This window comes from Frigoribacterium sp. VKM Ac-1396, from assembly GCF_015350895.1.
GTDB lineage: Bacteria > Actinomycetota > Actinomycetes > Actinomycetales > Microbacteriaceae > Frigoribacterium.
Window position 1 is genome coordinate 288998 of sequence record NZ_JADKSD010000003.1, and the last position, 12669, is coordinate 301666.

11 protein-coding genes are annotated in these 12669 nt (G+C 73.4%); 8 read left to right on the forward strand and 3 right to left on the reverse strand.

Annotation, left to right across the window (positions count from 1 at the left end; genetic code table 11):
• Position 1 precedes the first annotated feature (1 nt).
• A complete protein-coding gene (locus ITJ55_RS16560) occupies positions 2–2104 on the reverse strand; it encodes a transketolase (protein WP_194595881.1) in 2103 nt (700 codons plus the stop codon).
• 244 nt (positions 2105–2348) lie between these two features.
• Here ITJ55_RS16560 and ITJ55_RS13635 point away from each other — a divergent pair, with 244 nt between their 5' ends.
• The 4 genes from ITJ55_RS13635 to ITJ55_RS13650 all read left to right on the forward strand — a co-directional run bounded on the left by ITJ55_RS13635 (position 2349) and on the right by ITJ55_RS13650 (position 5381).
• Entirely contained in the window at positions 2349–3080 is a 732-nt protein-coding gene (locus ITJ55_RS13635; protein ID WP_194595882.1) for a GntR family transcriptional regulator, read from the forward strand.
• A gap of 104 nt (positions 3081–3184) precedes the next feature.
• Entirely contained in the window at positions 3185–3631 is a 447-nt protein-coding gene (locus tag ITJ55_RS13640) for a PTS sugar transporter subunit IIA (RefSeq protein WP_194595883.1), read from the forward strand.
• A gap of 5 nt (positions 3632–3636) precedes the next feature.
• Positions 3637–3939 (forward strand): PTS sugar transporter subunit IIB, encoded by a 303-nt coding sequence (locus ITJ55_RS13645; RefSeq protein ID WP_194595884.1) that lies wholly within the window; start codon positions 3637–3639, stop codon positions 3937–3939.
• A gap of 8 nt (positions 3940–3947) precedes the next feature.
• Entirely contained in the window at positions 3948–5381 is a 1434-nt protein-coding gene (locus ITJ55_RS13650) for a PTS ascorbate transporter subunit IIC (protein WP_370544173.1), read from the forward strand.
• A gap of 270 nt (positions 5382–5651) precedes the next feature.
• Here ITJ55_RS13650 and ITJ55_RS13655 read toward each other — a convergent pair whose 3' ends face one another.
• Entirely contained in the window at positions 5652–6890 is a 1239-nt protein-coding gene (locus tag ITJ55_RS13655; RefSeq protein ID WP_194595886.1) for an FAD-dependent monooxygenase, read from the reverse strand.
• A 60-nt stretch (positions 6891–6950) separates the two neighbouring features.
• On the opposite strand from ITJ55_RS13655, the gene ITJ55_RS13660 reads away from it, so the two are divergent.
• From ITJ55_RS13660 to ITJ55_RS13675, 4 genes are all read left to right on the forward strand, one after another.
• A complete protein-coding gene (locus ITJ55_RS13660) occupies positions 6951–7496 on the forward strand; it encodes a MarR family winged helix-turn-helix transcriptional regulator (RefSeq protein WP_370544174.1) in 546 nt (181 codons plus the stop codon).
• 185 nt (positions 7497–7681) lie between these two features.
• Entirely contained in the window at positions 7682–8320 is a 639-nt protein-coding gene (locus ITJ55_RS16565) for a GNAT family N-acetyltransferase (protein ID WP_194595887.1), read from the forward strand.
• Positions 8321–8511: 191 nt separating this feature from the next.
• Positions 8512–9684 carry a nuclease-related domain-containing protein gene (locus ITJ55_RS13670; protein ID WP_194595888.1) on the forward strand — a complete coding sequence of 391 codons (1173 nt, stop codon included), beginning with the start codon at positions 8512–8514 and terminating at the stop codon, positions 9682–9684.
• Positions 9685–9856: 172 nt separating this feature from the next.
• Positions 9857–11161, forward strand: a complete 1305-nt coding sequence (locus ITJ55_RS13675) for a PP2C family protein-serine/threonine phosphatase (RefSeq protein ID WP_194595889.1) — start codon at positions 9857–9859, stop codon at positions 11159–11161.
• A 277-nt stretch (positions 11162–11438) separates the two neighbouring features.
• Here ITJ55_RS13675 and ITJ55_RS13680 read toward each other — a convergent pair whose 3' ends face one another.
• Entirely contained in the window at positions 11439–12581 is a 1143-nt protein-coding gene (locus ITJ55_RS13680; protein ID WP_194596061.1) for a LacI family DNA-binding transcriptional regulator, read from the reverse strand.
• Positions 12582–12669: the final 88 nt, after the last annotated feature.

The window sequence follows — 12669 nt, forward strand, 5'->3', positions numbered from 1 at the left end:
GTCAGGCCGCCGCGGCGCGGGCAGCGGCAGCGCGCACCGCGGCGACGACGCGCTCGGTGGTCATGCCGCGCTCGCGCAGCGCGTCGGCCGCCGGCGCGGACAGGCCGAACTCGTCGATGCCGACGATCACGCCGTCGGGCCCGGCGACGCCCTCCCAGCCGAAGCTCGCGGCGGCCTCGACGACGACCCGAGCCGACACCGCGCGGGGCAGCACCTGCTCGCGGTACTCCGCGGGCTCGGCGTCGAACCACTCGCGACACGGCATCGACACGACGCGCACGGCGAGATCGTCGATCTGCGCGACGGCCTCGAGCACGAGGGCGACCTCGCTGCCCGTCGCGACGACGACCACGTCGGGGGCTCCGGCGGCGGCGCCGGCGTCCGCCGAGACGGCGTCGGCCGAACCATCAGCCCGGGTGCCGTCCTGCACGACGTAGGCCCCGCGGCGCACGCCCTCGCGCACCACCTCGGCCGGCGTCGGGGCGACGGGCAGCGGCTGGCGGGCCAGCACGAGCCCGGCCGGGCCGTCCTTCTCCACGATCGCCAGCCAGGCCGCGGCCGTCTCGGCGCCGTCGGCCGGGCGCACCACCGAGAACCCGGGCATCGCTCGCAGGCTCGCCAGGTGCTCGATCGGCTGGTGGGTCGGCCCGTCGGCGCCGAGGGCCACCGAGTCGTGCGACCAGAGGTACGTCACGGGCAGCTGCATGAGCGCCGCCAGGCGGATCGCGGGCCGCTGGTAGTCGCTGAAGACCAAGAACGTGCCGGCGAAGAACCGCGATCCCTCGATCAGGGCGATGCCGTTCATGGCCGAGGCCATCGCACCCTCGCGCACGCCCCAGTGGACGTTGCGACCGGCGCGGCCGGTGCCGGGGCCGTCCTCGGGGAGGTACGACGCGCCTCCTGCGATCGCGGTGCGGTTGGGTTCGGCCAGGTCGGCCGAGCCGCCCCACAGCTCGGGCAGTGCGTCGGCGAGCGCCTGGATCACCTTGCCCGACGCGTCGCGGGTGGCGAGCGTCTCGCCGGGAGAGAAGACGGGGAGGCGCGACGCGAGGTCCGCGGGCAGGGTGCGCGAGCGCGAGCGGCGCAGTTCGGCGGCGGCCGCGGGGTGGGCGAGCTCCCAGGCGTCGGCGGCGACCTGCCAGGCCTCACGGGCGGCGCGGCCCCGCTCGAGCGCCGAACGGGTGTGGGCGAGCACGGTGTCGTCGACGGTGAAGGGCTCGGAGTCGACGCCGAGTTCGACCCGCGTGGCCGCGACCTCGGCGGCCCCGAGCGGGGCGCCGTGCGAGGCCGAGGTGTTGCGGGCGTTCGGGGCGGGCCAGGCGATCTGCGACTTAAGCACGACGAGGTGCGGGCGGTCGCCGCGCCGATCGGTGGCCGAGAGCACCTCGTCGAGGGCCTCGACGTCGACGTCGCCGTCCGAGGCGAGGCCGACGTGGTCGACGCGCCAGCCTTGCGCGGCGAACCGGGCGCCGACGTTCTCGCTCGAGGTGAGGCTCGTGTCGCCCTCGATCTGGATGTCGTTGTCGTCGTAGATCACCGTCAGGTTGCCGAGGCGGTGACGTCCGGCGAGTGCGCCGGCCTCGTACGAGAGGCCCTCCTGCAGGTCTCCGTCCGAGGCGAGCACGAAGACCCGGCGGTCGAAGACGGACTCGCCGGGGGCCGCGTCGGGGTCGTTGACGGCGCGCTCGTGCGCGATGGCCATGGCCATGCCGACGGCCGTGGCGAATCCCTGGCCGAGCGGGCCCGTCGTGGTCTCGACGCCGGGCGTGTGGCCGAGCTCGGGGTGCCCGGGGGTGCGCGACCCGAGCGTGCGGAACGCCCTGAGGTCGTCGAGCGACACGTCGTACCCGGTGAGGAAGAGCTGCGTGTAGAGCAGGACGCTCGCGTGCCCGCAGCTCAGCACGAAGCGGTCGCGGCCGGCCCAGTCGGGTGCCTGCGGGTCGTGACGCAGGTGCTTCTGGAAGAGGAGGTGCGCGACGGGGGCCAGCGCGGCCGCCGTCCCCGGGTGGCCGGACCCGGCCCGCTCGACGGCGTCGAGGGCGAGCAGGCGGGCGGTGGTGACGGCGGCGTGGTCGAGAGGGGGCTGGTCGAGAGCGTGGATCACGGGGGGCTCCGGTTCGAGGAGGGGCGGGCTGGGTCTCCGACGACCGTAGCGTCGGTCATCAGGACGTCATGATGAATCAAGACGACTGTCGACTTGCACGGGAGGTCACTGCGTCGTAACCTCGTCGAAGTCATCATGACGACTTGACGACCTGACGACTCGACGACGCGACGACTCGACGACTCGACGACCTGACGATCCCGGTCGGGCACCACCCACTTCAGCAACGGCGCGGAGGCACCAGATGAGCACCACGAGTGGCACGAGCAAGTACGTGGCCGTGCGCGAGCACCTGCTGTCCCGCATCCAGAAGCTCGAGGCCGGGTCGCAGCTGCCCGCCGAGCCCGTGCTCTGCGACGAGTACGGCGTCAGCCGCATCACCCTCCGGCACGCCGTCGACGGCCTGATCGCCGACGGCCACCTCGTGCGCGAGCACGGCCGCGGCACCTTCGTCACCGAGCCGCAGTACCGCCTGCACTACCGTGAGCGCTTCGCCGACGAGGTCAAGGGCTTCCACGCGCAGCAGACCGGCGAGGGCTTCGCGGTCAGCACCCGCGTGCTCGACCAGAAGGTCGTCCGCGCGGGCGAGACCGTCGCGAGCCACCTCGACATCAACTCGGCCGACGAGGTCGTCGAGCTCACGCGCCTCCGCTTCGTCAACGGCTCGTTGCACCACCTCGTGGTGACCTGGCTGCCGTACGCGCTGTTCCCCGAGACGTCGACCGTCGACTTCACCGACGGCTCCCTCTACGGCCACCTCGACCGCGAGCACGGCGTGACGCTCGCCCGGCAAGACCTGCTCGTCTCGCTCGACGGCGCGAGCACCCTCCACGCCGACGAACTCGACGTACCGCTCGGCACGACGCTGCTCAAGATCGCGTCCACCGTGTTCGACGGCGACGAGCGGGCCGTCGCCTACGGCACCAGCCACTTCACCCCGCAGAACAGCGAGATCTTCTTCGGCCTGCACGGCTGACCGACCGGGCGCTCCTCGGCTGCCGAGCCGCGCCTCCTGAACCCGACCACCACCTCCGACGCCCGTCCCGACGCCGACGTCACCGACCCCCACCAGGAACGACAGTGCTGACCGACCTCCTCACCCCCGAGACCATCCTCTTCGCCGACCGCGTCGACGGCTGGCGCGACGCCGTCGAGCGCGTCGCGCAGCCGTTGCTCGACAGCGGGGCGATCAGCGACCACTACGTCGCCGCCATGACCGACTCGATCGCCGCGGGCGGCACCTACATCGACCTCGGCTTCGGCATCGCCCTCGCGCACAGCCGGCCCGAGAACGGCGTCGTGCGCACCGGGCTGTCGAGCCTGCGCGTCGACGAGACCGTGCTGCTGGCGGACGACCCGGCGCACCCGATCGACCTCTTCTTCTGCCTCGCCGCGACCGACCCGCAGAGCCACCTCGACACGATGATGGCCCTCGCCACCCTGCTCTCCGACGAGACGCTCCGCGCCGAGCTGCTCGCCTCCTCCACCCCCGCCGACACCCTGGCGGTCCTCACCAAGATCGGATAGAACGCATGAAATTCCTCGCCGTCTGCAGCTCGGGCCTCGGTTCGAGCTTCATGGTCCACATGAACATCGAGAAGGTCCTCAAAGAGCAGGGCATCACCGGGGTCGACGTCGACCACGCCGACCTCGGCTCGGTGGGCCCGGGTGCCGCCGACGTGATCTTCGTCGGCGCCGACCTGGCCGACTCGGTCGGCGGCCTCGGCGACGTCGTGGTGCTCGACAGCATCATCGACCTGGCCGAGCTGCGCACGAAGGTGCGCGAGACCGCGATCCGCAAGGGCGTCACCGTGCCCGACGCCGGGGCCCACTGATGGACGGCGTGCTCTCCGTCCTCCTCGACGTCTTCCGCCAGCCGGCGATCATCGTCGCGCTGATCTCGCTCGTCGGCCTGCTGCTGCAGCGCAAGGCGTTCAGCGACGTGCTCAAGGGCACCGTGCGCACCCTCGTCGGGTTCCTGGTGCTGGCCGCCGGCGCCGGCGTGGTCGTCGCCGCGCTCGACCCGTTCGGTGCCATGTTCCAGCAGGCGTTCGACGTGCAGGGCGTGGTCCCGAACAACGAGGCCATCGTCGGCCAGGTGCTGCTCGACTACGGCTCGGCCGCCGCGCTGATCTTCTTCTTCGGGTTCGTCGTCAACGTGTTGCTCGCCGCGACGACGCACTTCAAGTACATCTACCTCTCGGGTCACGTCGCCTTCTACATGGCCGCGATGATCGCCGTGATCCTCGGCGTCGCCGGGTTCCCCGTGTGGGGCGTCGTGCTCTGGGGCTCGCTGCTGCAGGGGCTCGTCACGACCCTGTCGCCGGCGATCGTGCAGCCGTTCATGCGCAAGGTCACGGGGTCGAACGACGTCGCCCTCGGCCACACCGGCGGTGCCGGCGTCGCCCTGAGCGGCCTCGTCGCCACGCTGACCCGAGGCAAGGGCACGCCGTCGAAGTCCACCGAGGACATCACGTTCCCGAAAGGCCTCGGGTTCCTCCGCGACACCACGGTGATCGTGGCGCTGTCGATGGCCGTCATCTACGTGATCGTCGCGCTGTTCGCCGGTGCCTCGTTCGTCGAGACCGAGCTCAGCGGCGGCCAGAACTACATCGTCTACGTCGTCATGCAGGCCGCGACCTTCTCGGCGGGCGTCTTCGTGATCCTCGCCGGCGTGCGCGTCGTGCTGGCCGAGATCGTGCCCGCGTTCAAGGGCATCAGCGAGCGCCTCGTCAAGAACGCGATCCCGGCGCTCGACGTGCCGATCACCTTCACGTTCGCCCCGAACGCCGTGCTGATCGGGTTCCTCGCGAGCTTCGTCGGTGGCATCGTCGGCATGTCGGTGATGATCTTCGCGGGCACCGCGATCGTGATCCCGGGCGTCGTCGCGCACTTCATGACCGGTGCCGCCTCGGGCGTCATCGGCAACGCCGCCGGCGGTCGACGCGGTGCCGTGCTCGGCGCCTTCGCCAACGGCCTCGCCATCACGTTCCTGCCGCTGTTCCTGCTGCCGGTGCTGGGCGACATCGGACTGTCGAACTCGACCTTCTCCGACTCGGACTACGGCGTCGTCGGCATCCTGTTCGGCCAGATCAGCCTGGCCGGCGGGCAGGTCGCCGTGATCGTGGCGATCCTCGCGTCGCTCGTGCTGGTGTACGCGTCGAGCCTGTTCGTGCGGGCGCGTGCCCGTCGCGATGGCGGCGACGGCGACGGGTCGGACGCGTCCGACACCGACGTCGACGGAACGCGCGTCGGCGAGACCGCCTCGGCTCGCTAGGTCGGCCGACCCCTCCGGACGAACGGGCGGGTCCGGTGTGGACGGGCGTCTTCGGACGCCCGGCTCACCCGGACCCGCCCGTTCCGCGTGGCCTGGCCGTTCTGCGTGGCAGGGCCGTCCGTCGGATGCCCGACCCGCGCCTCCTCGTCCGGGCCGTGGTCGAGTGGTCCCGGATCGTCCTTCCCCGCGCGGGGGAGGACGGTTCGGGACCACTCGACGACCGACCGACCGACCGACAGGCCGACCGGCCGACCGGCCCGGCCCGGCCCGTCAGGCCTCGAGGTGCGAGTAGTCGGGCAGGTCGAGCGCGTCGGCCGGCGGCGTGGTGAAACGGGCCCCGAGCCGTCCGGCGACGCGCGTCGCCGCGAGCCGGACGCCCGCGTGGAACAACGCGACGCCCGCACGCGACGTCGGGTTCGCGACCCGCGGCACCCCCGGCGGCAGCTTCTGGGCCTGCTCGACGTAGGGCCGCATCAGGCGCTCGTAGTCGGCGAACGCGTCGCGGTGGTGGCGATGCGAGGCGAGCTCGCCGGCCAGCACGTAGGCCCCGGCCAGCGACAGGCTCGTGCCCATGCCGCTCACCGGTGAGGCGCAGTACGCCGCGTCGCCGAGCAGGACGACCCGGCCCGACGACCAGCGCGGCGCGTGCACCTGCCCGATCGACTCGAAGTAGAGGTCGTCGGCGTGGTCGAAGCCGTCGAGCACGCGGCGGGCCTCCCAGCCGGCGTCGCCGAAGACCTCGCGCAGGCGGGTCCGCTGCTCGTCGACGGTGCGACGCTCGGCCCCGGCCTGCTCGCGGGCGCGGTCGGTGACGAACGACATCGCAGCCCGGATGGTGCCGTGCGCGTCCGGGCGCAACGTGATCGACCGACCCCCGGCGGCGTTGTACCAGCGCCACCAGTCGTCGTCGGTGGTCGTGCGGGGGATCGTCGCGTACGAGGTCTCGAGCCCGAGCGACCGGATCGTCGGCTCGTCGCCGAACACCAGGCGCCGCGTGCTCGAACCGATGCCGTCCGCGGCGACGACGAGGTCGAAGCGCTCGTCGGGGGCGTGCTCGAACGAGACGACGACGCCCCCGTCGTCTTCGCGGATGCCGGTGATGCGGTCGCCGAAGCGGTACGTGGTGCCACCACCCGGGCCGTCGCCCGTGGTGTGCCCGACGAGGAGCCGCGCGAGGTCCCCCCGCAGGATCTCGAGTTCGGCGGTCGCGCCTCCTGAATCCGAGGTGCCGGCGGGGAACTCGGCGACCGTGCCGCCCGTCGGCCCGACGAAGCGGGTGCCGACCTCGCCCGTCGTGGCGGCGCGGACGTCGTCTTCGAGGCCCATGCGGCGGGTGACCTCGCGGCCGGCCCCGCGGACGTCGACGTTCTGCCCGCCGGTGCGCAGCTCGGGGGCGCGTTCGACGATCGTCGTCTCGAAGCCGTAGCGGTCGAGCCAGTGGGCGAGGGCGGGACCGGCGATGCTGGCGCCCGAGATGAGGACCCGGGTGCGCGGGAGGGTGAAGGTCACAGATTGCTCCCTGGATTGATTATCAACGAGATTGGCAATCTACACGGTTATCCTCGAGTCGTGACCGACATCGATCCCCGCGAGCGCGCCGACGGCCCCGAGCGCCCCGAGCCGCCCGAGCGTGACGACCGCTCAGATCGCGACGACCGCACCCGGGCCCGGCGTGACGGGCGCGAGCTGCCCGCCGACGACATCCGCGCCCGCGTGCAGCAGGTGGCCGTCCGACAGCAGCGGTTCGAGCGGCACCTGGCCGAGCGCCTGGGCGTCGACCGGGCCGGGCTCGACGCCATGGACCACCTGATCACGACCGGCCCGGCGACCCCGAGCGAGCTGGCACGGCGCGTCGAGGTGTCGACGGCGGCGATGACCCTCGTGCTGAACCGGCTCGAGTCGGCCGGTCACGTGCGGCGCGAGCGGCACCCCTCCGACGGCCGCAAGCTCGTCGTCACGGCCGAGCAGGCGTCGGCCGACCGGGCCTACGAGCAGGTGCTGCCGATGATCGACGGCATCGAACGGCTCGTCGAGGGCATGGACGACACCGAGCGGGCGATCGTGCAGAGGTTCCTCGACCGGCTGATCGGCGTGTACGACGACGCGACACCCTGAGTCCGCCGGGAGCCGGGAGCCGCGAGCCACGAGCCACGAGCCACGAGGCGCGAGCCCACCACGCCATGAAGTGGTCACGGCACCAAGAAGTGGACACCGCACCAGGACTAGTCGTGGCGTCGTGTCCACTTCGTGGCGTCGTGCCGAAGCGACGGCGTCGTGTCGACCAGCCCTACGCTCGACACGTGCCCGAGACGCCCGACGACCTCACCCGCCTCGTCGACCGGTGGGTCGAGGGCTGGTCGCTCTCGCGCGGAGCCGCCCGTCACCGAGACGGCGACTGCTGGCGGGTCGACGTCGCCGCCGCGACCCGCGCGGTCGAACGGATCGTGGCCCGGCCGACCTCGGACGAGCTCGCCCGACTCGTCGCCGCGACGGCCGCTCCCGACGTGTGGCTGTCGGTCGTCGGCCCCCTCGACGACGACGCCCGTGGGGCTCTCGCCCGGCTCGACGCCGTGGCCCACGCCGAACGGATGATGACCGCCCCGGTCTCGGCGACGCCGCTGCCCCCGGACGTGATCGTGGACGACGCCGACCGCGTCGTGCACGTGCGGGTCGAGTCGGACGGCGTCGTCGCCGCCCGCGGACAGGCGGCCGTCGTCGGCGACCACGCGGTCTTCGACCGCATCGCGACCGTACCCGACTTCAGGAGGCGCGGGCTGGCCAGCCGCGTCATGGCCGGCCTCGAGCACGGGGCCGCCGCCCGAGGGGCGACGACGGGCCTGCTCTTCGCCAGCGTCGACGGTCGCCGCCTCTACGAGAGCCTCGGCTGGAGCGAGGTCGCCGAGCTGGGCACCTGGCGGGGCCGCGGCGTCCCGGGCTGACGACCCGCGCCTCCTTCGCCAGGCTCGGCGCCGACACGACGCAGCCCGCGCCCGTGCCCGAGCCCGGCCGTGCCCGACCCCGGCCGTGCCCGACCCCGGCCGACCCGGCCCGAGCCGGGCCCCGACCCCGACCCCGCCCGAGCCCGGCGAGGCACCGCCGCCCCGCCCGCGCCCCGTGTTCTGCTGGGGGCATGCCGTTCGACCAGACCCTCGTCCCGTGGATCATCGCCGCCGTCCTGCTGATCGCCCTGATCGTCGTCGCCGTCGTGCTGCGGGCCCGCGCCCGACGTGCCGTGGCCGCCGCGAAGGCCGCCGCCGACGAGCAGGCCCGGGCCGCGCGTGAACAGCACGAGGCCCTGGCCGCCGCCCACGACGACGCCCTCGCCCGGGTCGCCGCCGAGCGCGCCCGAGAGCGCGAGACCCTGGGCGCCGAACGCCAGGCCGCCCTCACCGAGGCGAAGCAGGCCCGAGACCTCGTCGCAGCCGGCCTGAAGTGGGAGGCCACCTCGCGCGACGACATCGCCGACGCCTGCCGTCAGCTGGGCGTCGACGCCGTGTTGCTGACCAACGTGGTGTTCGTGCCGGTGGCGACCAGCGCCTCCTCGCGGTTCGTCGCGCAGGTCGACCACGTCCTGCTCAGCGAGACCGGCGTCATGGTGATCGAGAACAAGGGCTGGAACGGCATCGTCTTCGACGGCCTGACACCGAGCAGCGTGTTCCCGGCCTTCGCGGGCCTGTTCGACGAGAGCACGATGACGCCGCCGTTCGCCCTGCAGGTCGTGAAGGACTCCCCCACGGTGCTGACCGTCCGGACGCACCTCGGCCGCGACGCTCCCGCCTCGCAGGTGCGCCGGCAGGCCCAGCGACTGTCCGACCGGGTGCAGGCCGAGGTCGGGGCGCGCGTCTGGTTCGACACCTGCGTCTTCTACTCGCACCGCGACGCGACGGTCTTCGCAACCGAGCGCGACGCCACCGACGGAGGCGCGGCCACGGCGATCGTCTCGCACCGCTCCCAGCTCGCGGGCGTGGTCCGCGAGCTGACCTCGCGCCCGACGAAGAAGCTGTCCCAGGCGCGCGTGACCGACCTGGCCGCCCTCTTCGCCTCGTACGGAGCCGACGTGCTGCGCTTCGGCGCCTACGCCCAGGAGGCGCGGGTCGCGTCGGGCACGCCAGCCGCGTCAGCCGCGTCAGCCGCGTCAGCCGCGTCAGCCGCGTCAGCCGCGTCAGCCCCGGGGGTTCCGGTGCCGTCGACCGCGGAGGCGTCCGTCGGGTCGACGCCGGAGGCCCCGGCTGTCGGGACGTCGGCAGCGGAAGCGCGCCCGACGTCCGCCCCGGACGCGCACCACCCCGACCAGACCGCCTGAGGCTGCCCCGGCCCCCACCCGACGCCTCGTCCCCAGGAGGCGCGGTGCGCGTCGGTCGCACACCGCGCCTCCTGCGGTCCCCGGCCAGACGGCCGAACCCTGTAGCGTCGCCGTGAAGACGAGGCAAGACGACACCCGTGGTCGACGGTCGACCCGGGGCGAGGGGGCCAGCATGGGGCGTGTCACGGACGGTGCCGACGCCGTCGGGCAGGCGCTCAACCGGGCCCTGCGGAGCGTCCCGGTCGAGAAGGTCCCGCTGTTCCGGCAGTCGTTCATCTCGGTGCTCATCGTCTCGGCGGCCGTCCTCAGCACGACCCTGCCGTGGCTCGTCGTCACCGACGTCGTCACGATGTGGCTCGGCGTCGTCGTCGCAGTCGCCGCGTCGGCGTTCACCGGTGTGATGGCCCGCCACGCCGAGTTGCGCCGGTGGGAGCTCGTCGTCCCCGCGGCCGACTTCGTCGCCGTGGGCCTGCTGCGCTACGGCACGGGCGCCGAGCGGTCGGTCTTCCTGCCGATCGTGCTGCTGGCGGTCATCTGGATCGCCTCGTGGCCGGGTCGCCGCAACGTGCTGCTGCCCCTCGCCGGCACCTGCGTCACCCTGCTCATGCCGTACCTGTTCAGCCCGGGTGGCCGAGGGCCGAGCGAGTTGATCCGGCTGGCCTTCGCCCTGATCGTCTACGCCACGGTCGCCGCGTCGGTCAACGAGCTGGCCCGCCAGGCGAAGGCACGCCTCGAACGGGCCAGGGCCCAGCAGCACGCCGTCGAGCGCGAGCTCAACCGGGCGGCCGTGGTGCAGCAGTCGCTGCTGCCCCCGGACGCCTCGACGCTGCCCGACGCGTTCGCCGTGTTCGGCGCCTGCGTCCCGGCGCGCGAGGTCGGCGGCGACTTCTTCGACTGGTACCCGACCTCGTCGGGCATCGCCGTGACGGTCGGCGACGTCATGGGCAAGGGCGTGGGCGCCGGCATGATCGCGGCCGCGGTGCGCTCGGTGATCCGCAGCAGCGTCGACGACGCCGACCCGTCCGAGGCCTTCCGCCGCGCCTCCGTGGGGTTGACGACCAGCGCGTACGACACCGAGACGCAGTTCACGACGTCGTTCCACGCGCGCATCGACGCCGACGGCGGCGTGCTGTGGGCCGACGCGGGGCACGGCCTGGCGTTCGTCCGACGCGCCTCGGGCCGCGTCGACCGGCTGAACTCGGCCGACCTGCCCATCGGCGTGGGCACCGGCTGGCAGGGTCACCGCTCTCAGCTCGGCGAGGGCGACGTGTTCGTCTGCGTGAGCGACGGCGTGCTCGACCTGTTCCCGGTCGAGCTCGAGGCGCTGCACGACCTCGAACGACTGCTGGCGGCCACCCCCGAGCCGGCCCGCATCGTCCAGGTGGTCGAGCGGCTCGCCCTCGAGCGCGAGCGCAGCGACGACGTCACCGTGGTCGCGACGGCCCTCGCGCCCACGCCCGTGCCCGCCCAGCCCTGAGCCCCGGCGACTGCTGGCTTCGGCGCACCGTCGCCGCTGGCCGCTTCTCTCCGCCAGCCCGCCAGCCCGCCAGCCCGCCAGCCCGCCACGAAGTAAACATGCCGCCACCCTTTCGCGTGGCGGAGTGTGTACTTCGTGGCGGCGAAGCACCAGCCCCCCGCACCACACCACGAGATGGGCACAGCACCAGGTCTAGTCCTGGCGCTGTGCCCATCTCCTGGCGCGGTGCGCGTCCTGGCCGGGCACGGCCGGGCCGCCGCACGCGTCAGCCGATCCGCTACCCCCGCGTGCCCACCCCGGGCGCCGGCCCGCTCGACCCCGCCACGTGCAGCACGCACGGCAGCAGCACCTGCGTCAGCTCGCCGGCACCCGCACTCCCGGCACCCGCACCGCCCGCGCCCGCACCCGCACCCGCACCCGCACCCGCACCCGCACCGCCCGCACCCGCACCGCCCGCACCCGCACCCGCACCCGCACCCGCACCCACCCCGGCGTCCAGCCGGGCGACGAGCAACTCGACCGCGAGCCGCCCCATCTCGACCCCCGGGGCGTCGAGGGTGGTGAGGGTGGGCTCGGTCGCGGCTCCGTTCGCCGTCGACGAGGCCAGGGAGACGACCGACACGTCGTCCGGCACGCGCCGCCCGGTCGCGGCCAGTCCGCTGAGCAGGCCGCCGGTGGCGTCGTCCTTCATGATCAGCACGCCAGTGACGTCGGGCAGCGCCGCCACCAGGTCGTGTGCGGCCCGACGACCGCCCGCGGCCGAGGGCCCGCACGTGACGAGCGCCGATCGCAGCCCCCGTCGCTTCACCGAGCGCCGGAACGCCTCCTCGGTGCGGGCCGCCGGGCCGTACCCCACGATCGAGCTCGCCGAGAAGTCCTCGAGCACGAGGCCGACGCTCTCGTGCCCCAGGGACTCGAGGTGGTCGAGCGCCTGTTCCACCGCCTCCTCGAAGTCCATGTCGACGAACGGCACGCGGTCGTTCTGCGAGGTGCGCCCCATCGACACGAAGGGCAGGCCGAGCTCGAGCAGGGCCTCGACCCGGCTGTCGTGCAGCTGCACCTCCATCACGAGCACGCCGTCGACGAGGCGGCCGGAGACGAGGTCCCGGACGTCCTGGTCGGTCTCGCCGGTCGGCCAGAGCACCAGGTGGTAGCCGAGTTCGGAGGCTCGGCTGGCGGCGCTCATGAACATCCGCAGGGCGATGCCGCCGAGGCGCTCCTCGAGGGCGGGGAAGAGCAGCGCGACGATGCGGGTGCGCTTGCTGGCGAGGGCCCGGGCGACGACGTTGTTCGTGTAGCCCAGCTCGGCCATCGCCTCGGTGACCCGCCGGTGGGTGGCCGGCGAGACGCTCCTCGAGCCATTGACGACGAACGACACCGTCGCGATCGACACCCCGGCCCGCGCGGCCACCTCTCGCATGGTCGCCACGGCGCCCTCCCTTCCCTGCCGCTCAGGCTAGTGCGGCACGGACGCCGCCCCCGACCGCCCCGGCCCGCCCCGGCGAGGC